Origin of the sequence: Mycolicibacterium parafortuitum, assembly GCF_002086815.1 — a bacterium.
Classification (GTDB): domain Bacteria; phylum Actinomycetota; class Actinomycetes; order Mycobacteriales; family Mycobacteriaceae; genus Mycobacterium; species Mycobacterium parafortuitum.
Map to the genome: position 1 here is coordinate 391567 of NZ_MVID01000002.1, position 23363 is coordinate 414929.

General features: G+C 69.5%; 16 protein-coding genes and 1 tRNA gene. 9 read left to right on the top strand and 8 right to left on the bottom strand.

Going from position 1 to position 23363, the window contains the following annotated elements:
• Positions 1-127 precede the first annotated feature (127 nt).
• Positions 128-649: a 2-oxo-4-hydroxy-4-carboxy-5-ureidoimidazoline decarboxylase gene (locus tag BST38_RS04510; protein ID WP_083142037.1), complete on the top strand. Its 522-nt coding sequence runs from the start codon at positions 128-130 to the stop codon at positions 647-649.
• Positions 650-711: 62 nt separating this feature from the next.
• Complete coding sequence (gene alc, locus BST38_RS04515) at positions 712-1731, top strand: allantoicase (protein ID WP_083142038.1); 1020 nt, start codon at positions 712-714, stop codon at positions 1729-1731.
• Positions 1732-1786: 55 nt separating this feature from the next.
• On the opposite strand, the gene BST38_RS04520 is transcribed toward alc, so the two are convergent.
• Together BST38_RS04520 and BST38_RS04525 are read right to left on the bottom strand one after the other, a co-directional pair.
• Positions 1787-2197, bottom strand: coding sequence for a hypothetical protein (locus BST38_RS04520; protein WP_083142039.1), 411 nt, complete (start codon positions 2195-2197; stop codon positions 1787-1789).
• A 68-nt stretch (positions 2198-2265) separates the two neighbouring features.
• Positions 2266-3321, bottom strand: a complete 1056-nt coding sequence (locus tag BST38_RS04525) for a TerC family protein (protein WP_083142040.1) — start codon at positions 3319-3321, stop codon at positions 2266-2268.
• Between the two features lie 220 nt (positions 3322-3541).
• Here BST38_RS04525 and BST38_RS04530 point away from each other — a divergent pair, with 220 nt between their 5' ends.
• Genes BST38_RS04530 through BST38_RS04550 form a run of 5 tightly spaced genes read left to right on the top strand, consistent with a single transcriptional unit; the run spans position 3542 to position 12888 of the window.
• Positions 3542-7525, top strand: coding sequence for a Pls/PosA family non-ribosomal peptide synthetase (locus BST38_RS04530; RefSeq protein ID WP_083142041.1), 3984 nt, complete (start codon positions 3542-3544; stop codon positions 7523-7525).
• Positions 7522-8865: a M1 family metallopeptidase gene (locus BST38_RS04535; RefSeq protein ID WP_083142042.1), complete on the top strand. Its 1344-nt coding sequence runs from the start codon at positions 7522-7524 to the stop codon at positions 8863-8865. The genes BST38_RS04530 and BST38_RS04535 overlap by 4 nt, the downstream gene beginning before the upstream one ends.
• On the top strand, positions 8862-10127 hold the full coding sequence (locus BST38_RS04540) for a hypothetical protein (RefSeq protein WP_083142043.1): 1266 nt from the start codon (positions 8862-8864) through the stop codon (positions 10125-10127). The genes BST38_RS04535 and BST38_RS04540 overlap by 4 nt, the downstream gene beginning before the upstream one ends.
• A gap of 9 nt (positions 10128-10136) precedes the next feature.
• Positions 10137-11114: a UDP-glucose 4-epimerase GalE gene (galE, locus tag BST38_RS04545; RefSeq protein ID WP_083142044.1), complete on the top strand. Its 978-nt coding sequence runs from the start codon at positions 10137-10139 to the stop codon at positions 11112-11114.
• Between the two features lie 4 nt (positions 11115-11118).
• A complete protein-coding gene (locus BST38_RS04550; protein ID WP_083142114.1) occupies positions 11119-12888 on the top strand; it encodes a hypothetical protein in 1770 nt (589 codons plus the stop codon).
• 15 nt (positions 12889-12903) lie between these two features.
• On the opposite strand, the gene BST38_RS04555 is transcribed toward BST38_RS04550, so the two are convergent.
• Positions 12904-12979: transfer RNA gene (locus BST38_RS04555), tRNA-Thr, on the bottom strand.
• 86 nt (positions 12980-13065) lie between these two features.
• A complete protein-coding gene (locus BST38_RS04560) occupies positions 13066-14280 on the bottom strand; it encodes a DNA polymerase III subunit delta' (protein ID WP_083142045.1) in 1215 nt (404 codons plus the stop codon).
• An 82-nt stretch (positions 14281-14362) separates the two neighbouring features.
• Here BST38_RS04560 and BST38_RS04565 point away from each other — a divergent pair, with 82 nt between their 5' ends.
• A complete protein-coding gene (locus tag BST38_RS04565) occupies positions 14363-16033 on the top strand; it encodes an adenylate/guanylate cyclase domain-containing protein (protein WP_237160661.1) in 1671 nt (556 codons plus the stop codon).
• A 38-nt stretch (positions 16034-16071) separates the two neighbouring features.
• On the opposite strand, the gene BST38_RS04570 is transcribed toward BST38_RS04565, so the two are convergent.
• The 4 genes from BST38_RS04570 to BST38_RS04585 all read right to left on the bottom strand — a co-directional run bounded on the left by BST38_RS04570 (position 16072) and on the right by BST38_RS04585 (position 20656).
• Positions 16072-16503 carry a hypothetical protein gene (locus tag BST38_RS04570; RefSeq protein ID WP_133057205.1) on the bottom strand — a complete coding sequence of 144 codons (432 nt, stop codon included), beginning with the start codon at positions 16501-16503 and terminating at the stop codon, positions 16072-16074.
• A 264-nt stretch (positions 16504-16767) separates the two neighbouring features.
• Positions 16768-19605, bottom strand: a complete 2838-nt coding sequence (gene topA, locus BST38_RS04575; protein WP_083142116.1) for a type I DNA topoisomerase — start codon at positions 19603-19605, stop codon at positions 16768-16770.
• A gap of 148 nt (positions 19606-19753) precedes the next feature.
• Positions 19754-20344, bottom strand: a complete 591-nt coding sequence (locus tag BST38_RS04580; protein WP_083142047.1) for a hypothetical protein — start codon at positions 20342-20344, stop codon at positions 19754-19756.
• Between the two features lie 108 nt (positions 20345-20452).
• Positions 20453-20656 carry a cold-shock protein gene (locus tag BST38_RS04585; protein WP_006243848.1) on the bottom strand — a complete coding sequence of 68 codons (204 nt, stop codon included), beginning with the start codon at positions 20654-20656 and terminating at the stop codon, positions 20453-20455.
• Positions 20657-20969: 313 nt separating this feature from the next.
• Here BST38_RS04585 and BST38_RS04590 point away from each other — a divergent pair, with 313 nt between their 5' ends.
• On the top strand, positions 20970-23318 hold the full coding sequence (locus tag BST38_RS04590; RefSeq protein ID WP_083142048.1) for a DNA 3'-5' helicase SftH: 2349 nt from the start codon (positions 20970-20972) through the stop codon (positions 23316-23318).
• The last annotated feature ends 45 nt before the right edge of the window (positions 23319-23363 follow it).

Consider the following 23363-nt stretch of genomic DNA (forward strand, 5'->3'; position numbering starts at 1 on the left):
GAGCCTGGGCACACTTCCGCTTGCCGGGGAACCACTCGACGCGTTGTCCCGACGTTGTCGCGCTTTATTTTGCGTCGCTGTAACACGGTGTAACCCGGGTGCCGCGTGACGACTCGATCATGGCGATGTGCTGCTGCATCAGGGGATCGGGCTGGAGGCGTTCAACGCGCTGCCGACGCGGCGCGCGGTGCACGCGGTGTTCGAGTGCTGCTACAGCGTGCCGCTGGCCGCCGACCTGTGCCGGTCCCGCCCGTTCGCAAACCACGAAGACCTGTTCCGCTGCGCCGACGCACTGCTGTTCGGGCTCTCCGAGGAGTCGATCGACTCGATCCTGCAGGCCTACCCGGACGTCGGCCGCCGCCCCGGCAGCGAGAAGTCGCAGGCCGAACAGTGCGCGATCGCCGACAAGCGGCCCGAGATCATGGCCGAGCTGGCCTCGGCGTCGAAGGAGTATCTGGACCGTTTCGGGTTCGGCTTCGTCATGTACATCAACGGCTACTGCGCCGACGACGTGCTGGCCACCATGCGCGACCGTATGCACAACGAGTTCGAGACCGAACGCAAGGTGGTGCGCAACGAGCTCGCGCGGATCAACCGGACCCGACTCGAGCGCATGCTCGGACCCGAGGGCGGCTACGACAACTGGTGACCGACAACTGGTGAGCTCACCAGGCACGGACAACCGGCCCGTCCCGCAATAGGCTCGCCCGGGTGAGCACCGCGCCGGCCCAAACCCATTTCCTCTCGCTACCCGATCTCGCCGCCCGCTCCGCGGGTGGGGCCGTGCTGTGGGCCAACGACGACCTGTTCGCCGAGAAGGAGAACCTGATCAAGCCGGGGCCCGCCGAGCACCGGCCCGCCACTTTCGGCCACAAGGGGCAGGTGTACGACGGCTGGGAGACGCGCAGGCGCCGCGGCGCGACGGCCGATTCCCATGATTTCGCGATCGTGCGGCTCGCGGCTCCCGCGGTCATCCGCGGCGTCGTCGTCGACACGGCGTGGTTCACCGGGAACTACCCGCCTCAGATCTCCGTCGACGCCGCGTTCGTGGAGGGCTACCCGTCCGCCGAGGAGCTCGCCGAGACGACCGAGTGGACCAGGATCGTGGACCGCCGAGATGTCAACGGGGACACCAGGAATCCGTTCGAGGTGGACTCGCCGAGGCGCTGGACACACGTGCGGCTGGCGATCTATCCCGACGGCGGGGTCGCGCGTTTCCGCGTCCACGGCGAAGGCCTGCTGGATCCCCGCTTCACCGAGATCCCGTTGGATCTGGCCGCCCTGGAGAACGGCGGCCGGATCACCGCGTGTTCCAACATGTTCTACAGCTCGCCGAACAATCTGCTGCTTCCCGGCTCGGCGCGGACCATGGGCGAGGGCTGGGAGACGTCGAGACGCCGCGATTCGGGCAACGACTGGGTGCAGGTGCACCTCGCGGGGCAGGGCGTCGTCGCGGCCGCCGAGATCGACACGTCCTACTTCATCGGTAACGCACCCGGCGCGGCGCGGCTGCGGGGCCGCGACGGCGACGGTGAATGGTTCGACCTGCTCGAGACCACCGAACTGCGACCGGACACCCGGCACCGGGTGCTGCTGGATTCCGGCCGTCCGGTCACCGAGGCGCGGCTGGACATCTACCCCGACGGCGGGCTTGCGCGGCTACGGCTGTTCGGCCGGTTGACCGCCGACGGCCTGCGCGTGGTGAACGAGCGCTGGGAGGCCAGCGCCTAGCGTCTGTGGGGGTTATGTACGCGAATCTGGCCGATTGCGTGCACAAGGCCCACAGTCAGGAGGCCTGAGGCTGCTCGCGCAGCGCGCCGAGCACATCGCGCCCGACGGTCCCGATGTCCTGGCGCGGGGAGGCCGGAATCAGGGTCACGCCGTCGGCCACCTCGGCCGAGGCGATGTCGGCGATCAGACCCGCCAGACCGTCGACGGTGCCCGCGTAGTGCACGGTGTCGGCCTCGGCCGGGCCGAGGACCTGCTGGGCCGAGCGGAAGTCGCCGGCCACCGCGACGGTGACGTCGAGTATCACCGCGACGTCGTCGGCGCCGGCCCGGATCCTCGCCCGGACCTTGCGGGCGTGCTGGAGATCGTGCGCCGCGACCCGGACGATTCGCCGGTCGTTGCGCTGGTCGGGATCGGTGAGTTCACTCACCCCGTCGGGGTCATTGGGATCAGCCAGAAAGAGCCGCACCCGGCCAACGTAGCCAGCCGGCCGGGTGCGGTGAAGCGTTGCGATCAGCGCGAGTGCAAAACGTCCGCTCAGCGGGAGTGGTCGTTCTGCGGATCGGCGGGAGCACCGGAATCTCCGGATTCCCCACCGGATCCTTCGTCGGATCCACCGTTGTTCTTGCGCACATCGTGCACCCGGGTCTTGTACAGGCTGGCGACGGTGGTGATCAGCAGGGTGACGATGATGACGCCGAGGGACAGCAGTGTCGGGATCTCGGGCACCGGCACGTTCTCACCGCCGTTGATGAACGGCACCTCGTTCTCGTGCAGCGCGTGCAGCACCAGCTTCACGCCGATGAAGAACAGGATGAACGCCAGCCCCTGCGACAGGTACACCAGCCGTTTGAGCATGTCGCCGAGCAGGAAGTACAGCTGGCGCAGGCCCATCAGCGCGAACACGTTCGCGGTGAACACCAGGTACGGCTCGCGCGTCAGCCCGTAGATGGCAGGAATGGAGTCGAGCGCAAAGATCAGGTCGGTGGTGCCGAGCGCGACGATCACCAGGAACATCGGCGTCATCAACCGCTGGCCGTTCTCGTGCACCCACAGCCGCAGGCCGTCCCAGGTGTCGGTGAACTTCATCCGCTTCTGCGCGAACCGCACCACGGCGTTGTCGCCGTCGTCGTCGTGGTCGGTGTCCTTGACCAACTTGATCGCGGTGTAGAGCAGGAACGCGCCGAAGATGTAGAACACCCACGAGAACTGCTCGATCGCCACGGCGCCGAGCGCGATGAAGATTCCGCGGAAGATCAGCGCCAGGATGATGCCGACCAGCAAGGCCTGCTGCTGATAGATCCTCGGCACGTTGAAGCTGGCCATGATGATCAGGAAGATGAACAGGTTGTCCACCGACAGGCTGTATTCGGTGAGCCAGCCCGCGAAGAACTCGACACCGTACTGGCTACCGTGGAAGAACCACGTCCACAGCCCGAACGCGACGGCCAGCGCGATGTAGATCGTCAACGCCGTGCCGGTTTCCCGCCGCGAGGGTTCGTGCGGCCGCCGCCCGATCACCAGGACATCGAAGAGCAGGATGCCGATTGTCACGGCGAGCGTGATGCCCCATTCGAGCCCACTGACGTTCATCTAACCTCCGGTCGTCGTGCAACGCCGGAGGTCTCTTCCACCGCCCGCCGAGGCGGTAGGCCCGCAGCACCGGTCGTCCGATGACGGACGACGTGCTGACGACGCTGCGGCGAAGGAATACTCCCCTCCAAGCCGCCCATTGTGCCAGTCGGGCAGACGACACGCGAAGGCAGAGCCTGGCGGCGAGAGCACGCCCCTGACGCTTAGTAGCTTTGTACCCGTGACGACCGCGGATCGAACCCCAGAGATCCCCAGTCAGTACCTGCTGTCGGCGTACGCGTCGGCGCCCCGCACGCTGATCGACATCCTGCACGAGACGGCGCGGCGGTTCCCTGACGCACCGGCCATCGACGACGGAACGGTGCAGCTCACCTACGCCGAACTGCTGTCCGACATCGAGGACAGCGTCGCGTGGCTGGGCGCGCGCGGAATCGGCCGCGGCGACCGGATCGGGATCCGGATGCCGTCGGGCAGCTACGCGCTCTACGTGGCGATTCTGTCGGTGCTGGCCGCGGGTGCCGCCTACGTCCCGGTCGACGCCGACGATCCACCGGAACGCGCCGAGCTGGTGTTCACCGAGGCCGAGGTCGTCGCGATCATCACCGAGCGCGGGATGGTCCGCGGCCCGGGAACCTCGCGTGGCTGGCGCGCGACGGCGCCGCTGAGCCGAGACGACGCGTGGATCATCTTCACGTCCGGCTCCACCGGCACCCCGAAGGGTGTCGCGGTCACCCACCGCAACGCGGCAGCCTTCGTCGACGCCGAGGCCAAGATGTTCCTGCAGAACAATCCGCTCGGCCCGGGCGACCGTGTGCTGGCCGGACTGTCCGTCGCGTTCGACGCGTCCTGCGAGGAGATGTGGCTGGCTTGGCGGCACGGCGCCTGCCTGGTGCCCGCACCGCGGTCGCTGGTGCGCAGCGGCATGGACCTGGGCCCGTGGCTGGTCTCCCGCGACATCACCGTCGTGTCGACGGTGCCGACGCTGGCCGCGCTGTGGCCCGCCGAGGCGCTGGAGTCGGTGCGGCTGCTGATCTTCGGCGGCGAGGCGTGCCCGCCGGAACTGGCCGAACGCCTCGCGGCCGGGCCCGACTCGACCGGGCGTGAGGTGTGGAACACCTACGGCCCGACCGAGGCGACGGTGGTGGCGTGCGCGGCCCGGCTGGACGGGTTCGGAGGGCAGGAGCGCAGCGACCCGGGAATGAGAACGGGTGCGGTCAGCATCGGTCTGCCGCTGCCGGGCTGGGATCTGGCCGTCGTCGACCAGGACGGCCGCCCCGTGGGCACCGGCCAAGTGGGCGAGCTCGTCATCGGCGGTGTCGGGCTGGCCCGATACCTCGACCCGGACAAGGACTCCGAGAAGTACGCCCCGTTCCCCACCCTGGCCTGGAGCCGGGCGTACCGCAGCGGTGATCTGGTCCGGCTGGAGACCGACGGCCTGTACTTCGTGGGCCGCGCCGACGATCAGGTCAAGGTGGGCGGCCGCCGTATCGAACTCGGCGAGGTGGACGCCGCGCTGGTGAACCTGCCCGGCGTCACCGGCGGGGCCACCGCGGTGCGCCGGACCGCCGGGGGGACCCCGCTTCTGGTGGGCTACATCGCGGTGGCCCCGGGAATGGAGAGCACCTTCGACGTCGGCGAGGCACGAGCCCGGCTGGCCGCGGAACTCCCCGCCGCGCTGGTCCCCCGGCTCGTCGTCGTCGACGAACTGCCGACCCGCACGTCGGGCAAGGTCGACCGGGACGCGTTGCCGTGGCCCGTGTCCGGAGCGGGCGGGGCCGGCGACGATGACCACACCGATCTCGGTGGCACCCTCGGCTGGCTGGCCGGTGTGTGGCGCGAGGTGCTGGCCGCCCCGGTCGACGGGCCCGAAGCCGACTTCCACGCCCTCGGCGGGGGCTCGCTCGCGGCCGCGCAACTGGTCGCCGCGCTGCGGCAGCGCTACCCGCAGGTCACCGTCGCCGATCTGTACGACCATCCCCGGCTGGGATCGCTGGCCGGCTACCTCGACGAGCTCGAGCCGCCACCGGCGACGGAAACCCGTGTCGTCAAACCGGTCTCACGGCTGACGCAGGCCGCGCAGGTCGCACTGACGGTGCCGCTGGCCATGCTCACCGGGATGCAGTGGGTGGTGTGGCTGGCGATCGCCAACAACATCGCGGCCGACCTGTCCCTGGTCGACTGGGTGTCGCCGATCGGCTGGTGGTGGGTGCTGGCCGGTTTCCTGCTGTTCGTGACCCCGCCCGGGCGGATGAGTATCGCGGTGTTCGGGGCCCGGGTGCTGATCGGCGAGTTGCAGCCGGGGACCTACCGCCGGGGTGGGTGGGTGCATCTGCGGGTGTGGCTGGCCGAGCGGCTGGCCGCGGCCAGCGGCGCCGAGAACCTCTCGGGCGCACCGTGGCTGGTGTACTACGCCCGCGCCCTCGGCAACCGCGTCGGCACCGGGGTGGACCTGCATTCGGCGCCGCCGGTGACCGGGATGCTGACGCTGGGGCATCGCTGTTCGATCGAACCCGAGGTCGATCTGAGCGGGCATTGGATCGACGGAGACCTGTTCCACATCGGCCCGATCGCCGTCGGCAACGACGCCACCGTCGGTGCCCGCACCACCCTGTTCCCCGGCGCGGTGGTCGGGAAGAACGCCGACGTCGCCCCGGGCTCCGGGGTGGTCGGCAAGGTCAAGAACGGCCAGTACTGGAAGGGTTCACCGGCGGTGAAATCCGGTAAGGCCAAACATCCGTGGCCCGATCACCGGCCTCCGCGCGCGCCGCTGTGGGTGGCGATGTACGGCATCACCTCGATGACGCTCGGCGCGCTGCCGTTGGCGGCGCTGGCCGTCGGCCTTGCCGTGATCGGGTGGGGTGTGCGCGGCACCGCGTCGCTGCAGGACGCGATCGTGCCCGCGCTGCTGTGGCTGGTGCCGGCCACCGCGGCCGCGATGCTGGTGTACGCGGCGCTCACCGTCGCCGGGGTCCGGACGCTGGCCGCCGGCCTGCACGAGGGCTACCACCCGGTGCGCAGCAGGCAGGGCTGGCAGTTGTGGGCCACCGAACGCCTGATGGACGCCGCCCGCACCTACCTGTTCCCGATCTACGCGAGCCTGCTGACCCCGTGGTGGCTGCGCCTGCTCGGCGCGAAAGTGGGCAAGAACACCGAGATCTCGACCGTGCTGCTGATCCCGAAGTTCACCGTGGTCGAGGACGGCGCATTCCTCGCCGACGACACGATGGTGGCGTCCTATGAACTCGGCGGCGGCTGGATCCACGTGGCCCGGGCCACGATCGGCAAGCGTGCGTTCCTGGGCAACTCCGGTATCACCCAGCCCGGACGGCGGGTTCCCGACGACGGTCTGGTCGCGGTGCTGTCGGCGACCCCGCACAAGGCGAAAGCCGGGTCGTCATGGCTGGGCAGCCCGCCGAAGCGGCTGCGGCGCAAGCCCACCGCCGCCGACGCGCTGCGCACCTTCCACCCATCCGCGCGGCTGAAAGTGTTGCGCGCCACCGTGGAGACGTTCCGCTTCGCGCCCGTCGTGGTGAGCTTCGCCGTCGGGGTCGCGGTGCTGTTCGCGCTCCAGGAACTGGCCACACGGTTCGGCTGGCTCTGGGCCGCCCTGGCCGCCGGACCGGTCCTGCTCGCCGCGGGCGCGATCGCGGGCGCGGTCGCGATGGCCGCCAAATGGCTTGTCGTCGGCCGGATCACCGCGATCGAACACCCGCTGTGGTCGTCGTTCGTCTGGCGCAACGAGGTGGCGGACACCTTCGTCGAAACCGTCGCCGCACCGTGGTTCGCGCGCGCCGCATCGGGTACGCCGGTGATGAACCTGTGGCTGCGGGGCCTGGGCGCGAGGATCGGACGCGGCGTGTGGTGTGAGACGTACTGGCTTCCCGAAGCCGACCTGGTGACGCTGGAGGACGGGGCGACCGTGAACCGGGGCTGCGTCGTGCAGACCCACCTGTTCCACGACCGCATCATGCGCATGGACACGGTGGTGCTGGAGAGCGGCGCCACCTTGGGGCCGCACTGCGTCGCACTGCCCGCGGCATGCATCGGCGCCGCGGCGACCGTCGGGCCCGCGTCGCTCGTGATGCGCGGCGACGTGGTGCCGCCCTCCACCCGGTGGCAGGGCAACCCGATCGCGCCGTGGGATCCCGCGCGCAAGAAGCGGGAGTCCTCCGACACCAAGCCCAAGAAGTCTGCGGCGGCGTGACGACCCGCAAGCGGGCGGCCAAGAAGTCCGCAGCCGTCATCGACCCGTATCTGCCCGAGGCGGGCAACTTCGGCTACCGGGTGTCGCGTTACGAACTCGAGCTCGAATACAAGGTCGCGATCAACCGGCTCAGCGGTTCGGCGAGCATCACCGCGGCGACGCTGGCCGAACTCAAGACGTTCAGCCTCGACCTGTCGGCCGCGCTGTCGGTGACGAAGGTGACAGTCAACGGGAAAAGACCCGCCCAGTTCCGCGCGGCGGCAGGCAAACTGCACATCACGCTGCCGGACCGGTTGCCCGCCGGCGCGGCGATGACGATCGCGATCCGCTACGGCGGCACCCCACGACCCGTCCGGTCGCAGTGGGGCGAGGTCGGTTTCGAGGAACTCACCGAAGGCGCGCTGGTCGCCGGGCAGCCCAACGGCGCATCGTCGTGGTTCCCGTGCGACGACCACCCCGCCGCCAAGGCCAGCTTCCGGGTCCAGATCGCCACCGAGAGCCCGTATTTCGCGTTGGCCAACGGCAAGCTGCTGTCACGGCGCCCGCGGGCCGGCATGACCACCTGGGTCTACGAACAGCCCGAGCCGACGTCGACGTACCTGATGACACTGCAGATCGGCATGTACGAACGGCACCGGATGGCCAAGAACGGCGTCGAGATGTTCGCGGTGTTGCCGGACCGGCTACGCGACGATTTCGACCACGACTTCGGCCGCCAGCCACAGATGATGAAGCTGTTCACCAAACTGTTCGGCCCGTACCCGCTGGCCAACGGCTACACCGTCGTGGTGACCGACGACGACTTGGAGATTCCACTTGAGGCCCAAGGGATCTCCATTTTCGGCGCCAACCACTGCGACGGCAGCCGCCGCGCGGAGCGGTTGATCGCCCACGAGCTCGCCCACCAGTGGTTCGGCAACTCGGTCACCGTACAGCGGTGGCGCCACATCTGGCTGCACGAGGGATTCGCCTGTTACGCCGAGTGGTTGTGGTCGGAACACTGCGGTGAGCGCACCGCACAGGAGTGGGCGCAGCACTATCACCACCGGCTCAGGCATTCCCCGCAGGACCTCGTCCTCGCCGACCCCGGCCCGCGCGACATGTTCGACGACCGGGTCTACAAGCGTGGCGCACTGACCCTGCACACGCTGCGCTCCCACCTCGGGGACACGAACTTCTTTGCGCTGCTCAAGGATTGGACGACGCGGTACCGGCACTCCAGCGCGGTGACCGACGACTTCGTCGGCCTCGCGTCGCAATACTCCGACGAGTCACTGAGGTCGCTGTGGACGGCGTGGCTGTACGAGCCGGAGGTTCCGCCCCTGGACACCGGGTCGTGACGGACGCGAGCGCAGGCCCTGCGGGGGCGGTGAACCGAGCCAGCGTGGTCCGGGTCGCCGTGGCCACGGCGATGTCGGCATTGTGTGGTTACGCGGTGCTCTACCTCGCGGCCCGGGACCTCGAGCCCGCCGGCTTCTCCGTCTTCGGGGTGTTCTGGGGCGCGTTCGGTCTGGTCAGCGGTGCGGCGTTCGGACTGTTGCAGGAGACGACGCGCGAGGTGCGCCACCCCGGAACCGACCCCGCCCAGACGCACCCGGCGCGGGTCGCCGCCGGTGTCGGGGTTGTCGCGGCCGCGGTCCTGGCCGCGACGTCACCGCTGTGGTCGGCACACGTGTTCGTCGACCTGCGCGCGTTGAGCGTCGCCCTGCTGTGCGGCGGGCTGGCCGGATTCTGCATCCACACCACGTTGCTCGGCGCGCTGGCCGGGATGGGCCGCTGGTCGGAGTACGGCGCGCTGATGGTCACCGACGCCGCACTGCGCGTGGTGGTCGCGGTCGCGGCGTTCGCGGCCGGCTGGGGTCTGGGTGGCTATCTGTGGGCGTCGGTGGCCGGGGCATTCAGCTGGCTGCTGATGCTGCTGGTGTCACCGGCGACCCGGGCCGCGGCCCAGATCCGGACGTCGGGTGGCACCGCCACGTTCCTGCGCGGCGCCGGTCATTCGATCGCCGCGGCGGGCGCCAGTGCCGTACTCGTGATGGGTTTCCCGGTGCTGCTGCAGGCCACCTCGCGGGATCTCGGTGCGACCGGTGGTGTGGTGATCCTCGCGGTGACACTGACCCGGGCCCCGCTGTTGGTTCCGCTGACCGCGATGCAGGGCAACCTGATCGCACACTTCGTCGACCAGCGCGCGCACCGACTCAAGGCCCTGCTGGGGCCCGCGGCGCTCGTCGGTGCGCTCGGCGCCGTCGGCGTCGTGCTCGCGGGCGTGTTCGGACCGTGGCTGCTGCGCGAGGCGTTCGGTGCCCAGTACCGGGCCGACGGGATCCTGCTGGCCTGGCTGACCGTCGCCGCGGTGGCCATCGCGCTGCTGACGCTGACCGGCGCCGCGACCGTCGCCGCCGCCCTGCACCGTGCCTACGCGGCCGGCTGGGTGATCGCCACGGTGGCCGCGACGCTGCTGTTGCTGCTGCCGCTGGACCTGGAGGTCCGGACCGTGGTGGCGCTGCTGTGCGGGCCGCTGATCGGCATCGGGGTACACCTGAGCGCGCTTGCCGGACGACGCCGCGACGCCGCGCCCACCTATGCTGCGATCGATGACTGAGGAGGCAACATGAGCTGGCTGGTGACCGGCGGGGCCGGATACATCGGTTCGCACGTGGCCCGGGCGATGCTCGACGCCGATCTGGACGTGGTCGTCCTCGACGATCTGTCCACCGGTTTCGAGAGTTTCGTGCCCGCGGGGGCTCAATTCGTCAAGGGCACCCTGCTCGACGCGGCGCTGGTCGACGACACCCTGGGGCGGTTCGGCGTCGACGGCGTGATCCATATCGCCGGGTACAAGGCCGCGGGCGAGTCGGTGAAACGGCCACTGCACACCTACGAACAGAACGTGTCGGCGACGGTGATCCTGCTGCAGGCGATGCAGGCCCGCGGTGTCGGTCAGATCGTGTTCTCCTCCAGCGCCGCGACGTTCGGGACCACCGACGTCGAACGCGTCGACGAGTCGACCCCTACGCAACCGGAATCGCCGTACGGCGAGACCAAACTGATCGGTGAGTGGTTGCTGCGCGACGCCGGCCGGGCCACCGGACTGCGGCACACCAGCCTGCGGTACTTCAACGTCGTGGGATCCGGGGACGTCGAGTTGTTCGACGCCAGCCCGCACAACCTGTTCCCGCTGGTGTTCGACATGCTGATGCGCGGTCAGACCCCCCGCATCAACGGCGACGACTACCCGACGCCGGACGGCACCTGCGTGCGTGACTACATCCACGTCAGCGATCTGGCGCTGGCGCATGTGGCGGCCGCGCGCCGGCTCGCCGACGGGCTGCCCGTCGAACCGGTGTACAACCTCGGCAGCGGGGCGGGAACCTCGGTGCGCGAGATCATGACGGCGATGCGGGACGTGACCGGAATCGACTTCGAACCCGAGATCATGCCGCGGCGACCGGGCGACCCGGCACGCATCGTCGCGGCCGGGGATCTCGCGGCACGCGACCTGGGCTGGCGCAACCGGCATTCGGTGGAGGAAATGGTCGCGTCTGCGTGGCGTGCCCGCCGGCACGCCGGAGACGCGTATCCCCGGTAGTTCTGTGAGATTCACCGTCGCCCGTGCCGCCGCGGCGCTGATCGCCGTGCACCTGGCGGTCCGCGCGGTGCTGGCGTTCGGCGGCTACTTCTATTGGGACGACCTGATTCTCGTCGGCCGGGCCGGTACCCAGCCGCTGCTGTCGCCGGGGTACCTGTTCGACGACCACGACGGTCACGTGATGCCGGGGGCATTCCTGGTCGCGGGCGCGATCACCCGGGCGGCGCCGCTGAACTGGATCGGCCCAGCGGTCAGCATGGTGGTGCTGGCGCTGGTCGCGGCGCTGGCTCTGCTGCGCGCGCTGTACGTGATCCTCGGGTGGCGACCGGTATTGCTGGTGCCGTTGACTTTTGCGCTGTTCACCCCGCTGGCGGTGCCGTCGTTCGCATGGTGGGCCGCCGCGCTGAACTCGCTGCCGATGCTGGCGGCGATGGCGTGGGTGTGTGCGGAGGCGATCCTGTTGGTGCGCACCGGGGTTGCGCGGCACGCATGGTCCGGGGCGCTGGTGTTCCTCGGCGGGCTGCTGTTCTTCGAGAAGGCGGCCATCATCCCGTTCGTCGCGTTCACGGTCGCCGCCCTGTACGGGCATGTCACCGGCACGGCCGGGCTGCGCGAGGTGTGGCAGCGCGGACAGCGGTTGTGGGTGGCCTCGCTGGCGGTGACGGCCGCCTGGGTCGGGGTGTATCTGCTCGTCGTCGACCAGCAGCGGTGGAGTTTCGACCTGGCGATGACGTGGGATCTGTTGCGCCGCTCGTTCACCCACGGCATCGTTCCGGGTCTGGTCGGCGGCCCGTGGGACTGGCAGCGGTGGGCGCCGGCCTCGCCGTGGGCCACCCCGCCCGTGACCGTGATGGTGCTCGGCTGGCTGGCACTGGGCGCGGTGGTGGTGGTGTCGCTGCGGCGCAAGTATCGGCTCGGTCCGGTATGGCTGGCCGCGCTGGGCTATGCGGTGGCCTGCCAGGTGCCGATCTATCTGATGCGCTCGTCGCGGTTCACCGCGCTGGAATTGGCGCAGACCCTGCGCTACCTGCCCGATCTGGTACTGGTGCTGGCGCTGCTGGCCGCAGTCGGGTTGTGCGCCCCGAACCGGGCGGGCTCGGGGTGGTTGGACGCCTCCCCCCGGCGCACCCTCGTAACAGTGTGCTGTGCCGGGCTTTTCGCGGTCAGCAGCCTCTACTCGACGGCGACGTTCCTGATCAGCTGGCGGGACAACCCGGCGCAGCCGTATCTGCAGAACGCGCGGGCCGCGCTCGCACAGGCCCACACCGACTCGGATGCGCCGATGCTCGACCAGGAGGTCGACCCGCTGGTGCTGCAACGCGTCGCGTGGCCGGAGAACCTCACCTCACACATGTTCGCGCTGCTGCGCGACCGGCCCGAATTCTCGTCGGCGACGACGGAACTGCGCATGCTCGACTCCGCGGGCCGGCTGACCGACGCGCAGGTGACCTGGGTGCGCAGCATCCGGCCCGGGCCCGACGAGCGGTGCGGCTATCTCGTTCAGCCCGACTTCCCGGTGCGGATGCCGTTGGACGGTCCGCTGCTGCCCGCCGACTGGACCGCCGAGATCAACTACCTCGGCAACAGCGAGGGGTCCATCACGCTGTCGCTGTCGGAGGGCGACGAGGTGAAGGTGCCGGTGCACCCTGGCCTCAACCGGGTGTTCGTCCGGCTGCCGGGCGCCGGGGACACGATCACCGTGAGCGCGAACACCGCCGCGCTGTCGGTCTGCGTCGCCGCGGGGCCGGTCGGATTCGTCGCCCCGAAGAACTAGAGCACCCGAAGGTGGTGGAGCCGCCTGGGGGAATCGAACCCCCGACCTATTCATTACGAGTGAATCGCTCTACCGACTGAGCTAAGGCGGCGCTGACGAACAGCGGCATGAGTCTACGGTAGGGCCTGCCCGCGACCCAACTTGAGCCCGGGTCGCCGCGCTCCTGCAAGCCGAACCTCAGCTACGCAACGCCTGTCCGATCGTGGCGACCATCGCGTCGACGGCGAATTTCGGCTTGACGTTGACCGCCAGTGCCTCGCGGCATTCGAGCACCGCCTCGATACAGCGCAACAGCTTGTCCGGGGATGCGTGGGCGGCCAGCGCGGCGACCTTGTCGGCCATGTCGGGATGGTTCGCGACCACACCGGTCGCGCCCGAGGACACCAGCAGCGCGTCGCGGAAGTAGGTGGCGAGGTCGATCAGTGCCCGGTCCATCGCATCGCGCGACGCCCGGGTCTGCCGGGACTTCTGCCGCTTCTCCAGGTCCTTGAGCGCCCCCGCTGCACCGCGCACCGCGCCCGCGGTGCCCTTGCCCGTCCCACCCGCGCCCAGCGCGGTGCGCAGTTCCTCGGCCTCGGCCTCGTTGCGGTCTCCGGTCAGGGCCTTGGCCTCCGCCTCGGCGGTCGCGACGAGTTCCTCGGCGGCCGCATACGCGCGCGACGGTGTGGCGGCGTCGCGGGCCAGCCCGAGCGCCCGCTTGCGCCGCTCCCTGGCCTGTTCGTCGGTGGCCAGCCTGCGGGCCCGCCCGACGTGCCCGCCGCTGACCGACGCCGCCCACTCGGCCGTCTCCCGGTCCAGCGCGTCGCTGTCGATCAGCACCCCGGCGATCGCCTCGGCCCGCGGCGTCACCAGCGCGACGTGGCGGCACCGCGAGCGCAGCGTGATCGCGATGTCCTCCGGGTCCACCGACGGGGCGCACAGCAGGAACACCGTCGACGGCGGCGGCTCCTCCACAACCTTGAGCAGCGCGTTCGCCGCGCCCTCGGTGAGCCGGTCGGCATCCTCGATCACGACGATCTGCCAGCGGCCCGTCCCCGGGCGGCGGGACGCGATCTGCACGATGGCGCGCATCTCGCCGACGCCGATGGACAACCCCTCGGGAATGATGCGTCGCACGTCGGCGTGGGTGCCGGCCATCGCCGTCGTACAGGCCCGGCAGTCACCGCAGCCCGGCGTGCCGTCGGCCGTGCACTGCAGCGCGGCGGCGAAACACAGCGCGGCCACCGACCGTCCCGATCCGGGCGGGCCGGTGATCAGCCATGCGTGCGTCATGGTGCCTGTCTCAGCGGCGCCGTCGCTGTGAGAGGAATCACCGCGCGCGGCCCTTGCCGCGGCGATCAGCTCCTTCTCGACTGCGTCCTGGCCCACCAGGCGCGAGAAAACTCCGGCCATCGCCGATAACAGTAGTGCTGCGAACCGACACGTCCGCCCCAGAGGCCCCTTCTGCGTCAGGCCGGCCCGATACGGTAATCGGGTGGCCGCCGAACCGATCGAGATGGGACGCATCAGCGCGTTCGTCCGCTGGGTCGCGCGCACGCCCTGGCCGGTGTTCACGCTGGGCATGCTGCAGGCCGACATCATCGGCGCCCTGCTGGTGCTGGGATTCCTGCGCTTCGGGCTACCCCCCGAGGACCGCATCCAGCTGCAGGATCTGCCCGCGTACAACCTGGCGATCTTCCTCGGCTACCTGTTCGTCTCGTTCACGGTCGCGTCCTATCTGACGCTGCGCATGCTGATCCCGGTGATGCGCTGGCAGCGCCGGGACACGCTGCTCGGCGACCGGGATCCCGCCGAGACCGAGGTCGCCCGGATGCGGGCGCTGAAGATGCCGTTCTACCGCTCGCTGATCAGCGCCACGAACTGGTTGCTCGGCTCGGTGGTGTTCATCGTCGCGAGCTGGCCGGTGGCGTCCAAATCGGCCCCCGTGGTGGCGGTGGCGACCGGCCTGGGCGCGACGGCCACCGCGATCATCGGCTACCTGCAGTCCGAGCGTGTGCTGCGGCCCGTCGCCGTGGCGGCGCTGCGCGGCGGCGTGCCGGAGAACTTCCGGGCGCCCGGGGTGATCCTGCGCCAGGTGCTGACCTGGGTGCTGTCCACCGGAGTGCCGGTGCTGGCCATCGTGCTCGCGCTGGTCGCCAGCAAGTTCGAGGTGCTGACCGCGCCCGCCGACCGGCTGATCACCACGATCCTGCTGCTGGCGATCGTCGCGCTGGTCATCGGGTTGTCCAGCACCGTGCTGGTGGCGATGTCGATCGCCGACCCGTTGCGGCAGCTGCGCTGGGCCCTCGGCGAGGTACAGCGCGGCAATTACAACGCCCACATGCAGATCTACGACGCCAGCGAGCTGGGCCTGCTGCAGGCCGGCTTCAACGACATGGTGCGCGACCTGGCCGAACGACAACGCCTGCGCGACCTGTTCGGCCGTTACGTCGGTGAGGACGTCGCGCGCCGTGCGCTGGAGCGCGGCACCGAGCTGGGCGGCCAGGAACGCGACGTCGCGGTGCTGTTCGTCGACCTGGTCGGTTCCACGCACCTGGCCGCGACCGTCCCGGCCTCCGAGGTCGTCAACCTGCTCAACGAGTTCTTCCGCGTCGTCGTCGACACCGTGAACCGGCACGGTGGATTCGTCAACAAATTCCAGGGTGACGCGGCGCTGGCGATCTTCGGCGCACCGATCGAACATCCGGACGCGTCCGGCGCGGCGCTGGCGGCGTCGCGGGAACTGCACGACGAGCTGATCAGGGTGCTCGGCGAGACCGACTTCGGCATCGGCGTCTCCGCCGGCCGGGCCATCGCCGGCCACATCGGCGCGCAGGCGCGCTTCGAGTACACCGTCATCGGCGACCCGGTCAACGAGGCGGCCCGGCTGACCGAGCTCGCCAAGCACGAGCCCGGGCACGTGCTGGCGTCCTCGATCGCGGTGTCCGACGCGCTGGACGCGGAAGCCCTGTGCTGGAACGTCGGCGAGATCGTCGAGCTGCGCGGGCGCACGGCGCCGACACAGCTGGCTCGCCCCGTGAAGCTGGCTTCCCCGGATGAGGCGTACAGCGAGGCGCCCGAGAGCGCCGCCGACGACGCGTCACCGATGAGCTTCGCGCCCCCGGCCGACCTTCACCCCGACCGCGCATCCACCTCACGGGAGTGACCGGGCGAACGACCTAGAAAAGTCGGTCGCGCTGAGCACTACCTGCGATGATCCCGCACCGTCGGCGGCACGGTTGTGGGTGGTGGGGCCGGGTCCGCGGCCACCGTCGGCGCGGCCGCCGGTGCCGAGGGGCGCTGCCGTGAGCCCACGTCCACCGCCTCGAGTGGCAGTCCCCCGGGACTCTGCACGGTCCCGGGCAGCGCCGCGGGAGCGGTGCAATGCTGGACGGAATGCCACTCCCCGCCGGATCGCAGACAGCAGAACTTCACCTCGTCGGCGTAGGTGGCCCCGTTGGTCTGACCATTGACGAAACGAATGTCGGCAGCGCGCACACAGCTGTCGTAGTCCTGGATATCCCAGATCCGCTCCGCGTGCGCGACGGCCGGTGCCAGCCAGCCTCCGACGGAGACGAGCGCGGCAGAGACGAACAACGCGGCCCGAGTGCCAGGACGATGCAATGTGATTTCCATGAACCGTGACCCTGCCGCGGCGACAGATCGACGACATCAGGAGATTTCCCCCATCTTCGGTTCCGCGCAACTGCTCTCAGACGGGGGGCTACCTATACAGAGCCGTTCGGCGACATCCACCTACCGGTGTAGGCAGTGGACGGACACGTATCGGCGGTCATCGCCGAACTCGCAGTGGGCGGTCGACGCGAAGAAGCGCGGCGGGCCCGAGACTCGGAATCCGGTAGGCCTGCAGGGGTGCCCGTTGGGGCCACCCCGCTGTGCCTAGGCCTTTTTCGCGGCCTTCTTCGCAGGTGCCTTCTTGGCGGGTGCCTTCTTCGCGGCCTTCTTGACCGTCTTCTTCGCGGCGGCCTTCTTCTTCACCGGCCCGCGCGCGCGGCGGTCGGCGAGCAGTTCGGAGGCGCGTTCGTCGGTGATCGACAGCACGTCGTCGCCCTTGCGCAGGCTCGCGTTGGTCTCACCGTCGGTGACGTACGGACCGAAGCGGCCGTCCTTGATCACCATCGGCTTCTCCGAGACCGGGTCGACACCCAGTTCGCGAAGCGGCGGCGTCGCGGCGCCTTGGCGGCCACGCCGTTTCGGTTCCGCGTAGATCTTGAGCGCCTCGTCGAGGGTGATGGTGAACATCTGCTCTTCGGTGGCCAGCGACCGGGAGTCGGTGCCGCGCTTGAGGTACGGGCCGTAGCGGCCGTTCTGCGCGGTGATCTCCTCGCCGTTCTCGGGATCCACCCCGACCACCCGCGGCAGCGACAACAGCTTCAACGCGTCGTCGAGCGTCACCGTCTCCAGATCCATTGTGCGCAACAGTGATCCGGTGCGCGGCTTGGGCCCGGTCGGCTTCTTACCCTTCTTCGCCGTCACCCCTGCTGTGCCATCGTCGGGATTCCCCGACTCGGGTTCCGGCAGCACCTCGGTCACGTACGGGCCGTACCGGCCGTCCTTGGCGACGATCTCGTGTCCGGTCGCCGGATCGATACCCAGCGATCGACCCTCTTGCGGTGTGGCGAAAAGCTTTTCGGCCAGTTCCAGGGTCAGCTCATCGGGGGTGAGCTCGTCCTTGAGGTTGGCGCGTTGCGGTTTGAGCTCACCCGGATTGTCGGGATCGGCGATCATCCGCTCGAGATAAGGCCCGTTGCGGCCGACCCTGACATTGACCGCGCGACCCTCGGAGTCGTCGAACAGCTTGATGGAGTTGACTTCTCGGGCGTCGATCTCTTCGAGGTTGCCGCCGACGAGCTTCTTCAGACCACCCTCGCGGGCGATCGAACCCTCGACGCCGTGTTCGCCACCGAAGTAGAAGTTGTTGAGCCAGTTGGTACGTCGCTCGTTGCCCGCGGCGATCGCGTCGAGCTCGTCTTCCATCGCGGCGGTGAAGTCGTAGTCGACCAGCCGGCTGAAATGCTGCTCGAGCAGTCCGATGACCGCGAACGCGACCCAGGACGGCACCAGCGCGCTGCCCTTCTTGTGGACGTAGCCGCGGTCCTGGATCGTCTTGATGATCGAGCTGTACGTCGACGGCCGGCCGATGCCGAGATCCTCGAGCGCCTTGATCAGCGACGCCTCGGTGTAGCGCGCAGGCGGCGAGGTGGTGTGGCCGTCGGCGGTCAGGTCCTTGGCGTCGACCCGCTGCCCCTGGGTCAGGTTCGGCAGCCGGCTCTCGGCGTCGTCGGCCTCCCCGCCGGCCTGGTCGTCGAGGCTCTCGACGTAGGCCTTCAGGAAGCCCGGGAACGTGATGGTGCGGCCGGAGGCGTTGAACACGACGTGTTCCCCGCCCGCGGCGGTGCCGCCGATGCGCAGGCTCAGCGTCGTGCCGCGCGCGTCGGCCATCTGGGAGGCCACGGTGCGCTGCCAGATCAGCTCGTAGAGCCGGAACTCGTCGGTGTCGAGCTGGCTGTGCAGCTGGCCCGGCGTCTGGAACACGTCCCCCGCCGGGCGGATGGCCTCGTGGGCCTCCTGCGCGTTCTTCACCTTGCGGGTGTACTGGCGCGGCGTCGGGTGGACGTACTCCTCGCCGTAGAGCTGGCGGGCCTGGTTGCGGGCCGCGTCGATCGCCGACTGCGACAGCGTCGTCGAGTCGGTACGCATGTAGGTGATGTAGCCGTTCTCGTAGAGCCGCTGCGCGATGCTCATGGTGCGCTCCGACGTGAACCGCAGCTTGCGGCCCGCCTCCTGCTGCAGCGTCGAGGTCATGAACGGCGCGTAGGGCCTGCGCGTGTAGGGCTTCTGCTCCACCGACGACACGGCCAGCTGGGCCCCGCGAAGGCCCGAGGCCAGTCCGGTCGCCGCCGCCTCGTCGAGCACAAGCACCTCGTCGGGCTTCTTGACCGCGCCCAGGGAGTCGAAATCGCGGCCGGTGGCCACGCGGCGGCCGTCGACCGTGTTGAGCTTCGCGACGAACGTCGGCGGGCTGGCCTGCGCGTCGGAGACGCTGGCGTCGAGTTCGGCGGTGACGTCCCAGTAGCCGGCGGAGCGGAACGCCATCCGCTCGCGTTCGCGCTGGACGATGATGCGGGTCGCGACGGACTGCACGCGGCCGGCCGACAGCTTCGGCGCGACCTTCTTCCACAGCACGGGGCTGACCTCGTAGCCGTAGAGGCGGTCCAGGATGCGGCGGGTCTCCTGCGCGTCGACCAGGTCGTTGTCCAGGTCGCGAGGGTCCTCGGCGGCGGCGCGGATCGCGGGCTCGGTGATCTCGTGGAACACCATCCGCTTGACCGGGATGCGCGGCTTCAGCGTCTCCAGCAGGTGCCAGGCGATCGCCTCGCCCTCGCGGTCACCGTCGGTGGCGAGGTAGAGCTCGTCGACGTTCTTGAGCTTGTCCTTCAGATCGGCGACGGTGGCCTTCTTGTCGGGGCTGATGATGTAGAGCGGCTCGAAGTCGGCGTCGACGTTGACCCCGAGGCGCGCCCACGGCTCCGATTTGTACTTCGCGGGCACGTCGGCTGCGGCGCGCGGCAGATCGCGAATGTGCCCCCTGGAGGACTCGACGATGTAGTTCGACCCCAGGTAACCTGCGATTTTGCGCGCCTTTGTGGGCGACTCGACGATGACGAGTCGCCGCACGGACCCGTTCTTGCCGTTGCCGCGGTCCCCGTCAGCCACGTGACCCATTCACGATCTAGCTCCACCATTCTTTCTGCTGCCCTGCGGTGTGCATTTATTCACGCAACCCGCCCCGGCAACTGACAATTTGACACCCCGGGCTTGCCGACGCAAACCGTCCCCCTCCCCGCGGGCCCCCTCAGAGCAGCTAGATCCGGGGCCAGTGCGTCAACGCCTCGGCACCCTCTGGAGGTTCCCCCACGTTCTCTACCAGGCGCGATAGCCGTCGGCGCCCACTGATCCGCAACGCCGGATGCGATCCCCTGGTGCCGATCAGAGTCGGCGCGATCCCGATTCTCATCATTGCCGATGCGAGCGCGGAATGCGTGTCGGGCGCGTGCGGATCCAGCCCGAGCAGGTAACGGTCCGATTCCGGGGTCCCCGCCGCCAGCGTCCAGGCGCGCAGTTCGCGGGGACCGGGCAGCCACTGCGGCGGGACCGTCTTGACCGCTCCCCTGGTCCACGACGCCGCGATGGGCACCAACCGGACGTCGGCGTTGGTGCGCACCAGCGGGTTGTTCTCGTCGGTGCGGGCGATCTCGGGCACCAACCCGGCCTCGGCGATCATCTCGGCCAGCGCATCGGCCCGCCACCGCTGCTCGACGACCACCGACAGCCGGGCCGCCTGGCCCTGCGGCCCGCTCAGCAGCACGGCCTGCCCGGGCCCGGCCAGAATGCCCGTCAGATCGGCGATCGCCGGGGGCACCGACTCCGCAGAAAAGAAGGACAACTGGCTCACACTGTCGACATTAAGCCAGGCCGCGCGGATCGGGGCCGCACGAACAAGGACACCCCCGCGTGTCCGGTGGGACGACGCGGGGGTGTCGATAGGTCTTGGTGGTTCCGCTCAGACGGCGCGAACGCCGGTGGCCTGCGGGCCCTTGGGGCTCTGGCCGACCTCGAACTCGACCTTCTGGTTCTCTTCCAGGGTGCGGAAGCCGCTTCCCTGGATTTCCGTGTAGTGGACAAAGACGTCAGCGGAGCCGTCCTCGGGAGCGATGAACCCGAAACCCTTCTCCGCGTTGAACCACTTCACAGTTCCCTGTGGCATCTCTCGTACATTCCTTCTCTGTATTCAACCGGGTGCGGTCCGCCGTCTTTCGGCAGACCGGGCCCGTTCCGACCGCCATACCTTCGTGGAGTGCTCGGAACTCGACCCGACCTACAACCCTCGCAGGAACCGCGATCGCAACGTCGTTCCTGCGAGTGCTAACACACGAACACAGAAGCTGCGACCGCGATCAGTCAACCATGAGATCGACGACTGCGACAGTCTCGCGGAGATCCCGTAGTGAACAATTCACGTAGATGAAGCACGGGGCCGGATATCGGGCGGCCCCGGTCCTCGACCGGGAGGGTCCCAGGTGAGCGATCCGGCGCCGGATTTCGGCCGCGAGCTGCTCGCATGCGCGGTCGAGGGCACCGCGGCGGACGAGCACCCGCTGCGCCACGTCGCGGACCTGCCGCCCCGCCGCGCCAGATCCCATCCTTTCCCGCTCTGGGCTGACCCAGATGTGGTGCGGGCGTTCCATGATCGAGGTATCGAAGCGCTGTGGTCGCATCAGCTGGCCGCGGCCGAGTTGGCCCGCGACGGCCGCCACGTCGTGCTGAGCACGGGTACCGCCTCGGGTAAGTCGCTGGCGTATCAGCTGCCGATCCTGACCGCACTCAAACAGGATCGGCGCGCCCGGGTTCTGTACCTGTCCCCGACGAAAGCACTCGGACACGACCAATTGCGTGCCGCCGCTTCGCTGACCGCCGCCGTGCCGGGTCTGGACGACGTCGCGCCGAGCGCCTACGACGGGGACAGCCCGACCGAGGTGCGCCGCTTCGCGCGGGAACGTTCCCGGTGGATCTTCTCCAACCCGGACATGATCCACCTGTCGATGCTGCGCAACCACTCCCGCTGGGCGGTGTTCCTGCGTAATCTGCGCTATCTGGTGGTGGACGAATGCCACTACTACCGCGGCGTTTTCGGGTCGAACGTGGCCATGGTGCTGCGCAGGCTGCTGCGGCTGTGCGCGCGCTATGCGAGCAGCACGGCCGATTTCTCGGGGCCGACGGTGATCTTCGCCAGCGCCACCACCGCGGAGCCGGCGGTGACAGCCTCGGAGTTGATCGGGCAGACGGTCGCCGAGGTCACTGAGGACGGTTCGCCGCAGGGCGGTCGCACGATCGCGCTGTGGGAGCCGGCGCTGATCCCCGATCTTCACGGCGAGAACGGCGCTCCGGTACGGCGTTCCGCGGGCGCCGAGGCGTCGCGGGTGATGGCCGATCTGATCGCCGAGGGTGCCCGCACGCTGACGTTCGTGCGGTCACGGCGCGGCGCCGAACTCGCCGCGCTCGGCGCGCGGGCCCGATTGGCGGACACCGCACCCGAATTGGCCGACCTGGTGGCGTCGTACCGGGCCGGCTATCTGGCCGAGGACAGGCGCGAGCTGGAGCGGGCGCTGGCCGACGGCACACTGCGCGGTATGGCGACCACCAACGCACTGGAGCTCGGTGTGGATATCGCCGGGCTCGATGCCGTTGTGCTGGCCGGGTTCCCGGGCACCGTCGCATCGTTCTGGCAGCAAGCAGGCCGGGCGGGCCGGCGCGGCCAGGGTGCGCTGATCGTGTTGATCGCCCGTGACGACCCCCTCGACACCTACCTCGTGCACCATCCCGCCGCGCTGCTCGACCGGCCCATCGAGCGGGTCGTCATCGACCCGGCCAACCCGTACGTTCTCGGCCCGCAGTTGTTGTGCGCGGCAACGGAGTTGCCGCTGACCGAGGCGGAGGTGCGGATGTGGGGGGCCGAATCGGTGGCCGACGACCTGGTCGACGACGGCCTGCTGCGACGTCGCCCGAGCGGCTTCTTCCCGGCGCCCGGCATCGATCCGCACCCCGCCGTGGACATCCGCGGTGCGAGCGGCGGGCAGATCGCGATCCTGGAGGTCGGGACCGGCAGGATGCTCGGAAGCGCTGGTGCGGGACAGGCGCCTGCCGCCGTCCATCCCGGCGCGGTTTATCTGCATCAGGGTGAGAGTTATGTCGTCGACTCACTCGATTTCGAGGACGGCATCGCATTCGTGCACGCGGAGGACCCCGGGTACACGACGTTCGCGCGGGAGATCACCGACATCAGTGTCACCGGAGACGGGGAACGCCGCAGCCTCGGCGCCGTCACCGTCGGGCTGGTGCCGGTGTCGGTCAGCAACACGGTCACCGGCTACCTGCGGCGGCGCCTCGACGGCGAGGTGATCGACTTCGTCGAACTGGACATGCCGACGCGCACGCTGGACACGATGGCGGTGATGTGCACGATCACCCCGGAAGCCCTGCTGGACAACGGAATCGATCTTCTACGGGTGCCGGGGTCGTTACACGCGGCCGAACACGCCGCGATCGGATTGCTGCCGTTGCTGGCCAGCTGCGACCGTGGCGACATCGGCGGGGTGTCCACCGCAGTCGGTCCGGTCGACGGACTGCCCACGATCTTCGTCTACGACGGGCACCCGGGCGGGGCGGGGTTCGCGGCCCGGGGATTTCGCACCATGAGTCGGTGGTGGGGTGCCACCGCGTCGGCGATCGAGGCGTGCGAATGCCCGACCGGTTGCCCGTCGTGCGTGCAGTCGCCGAAATGCGGCAACGCCAACGACCCGTTGGACAAACAGGGGGCGGTGCGGGTGTTGCGGCTGGTCATCGACGCGCTCGGCCGCGGGTCCGGGTGAGCTCCGGGTGAGCTGGAGTGCCGAGGACCGACGGCGTCGCAGCCC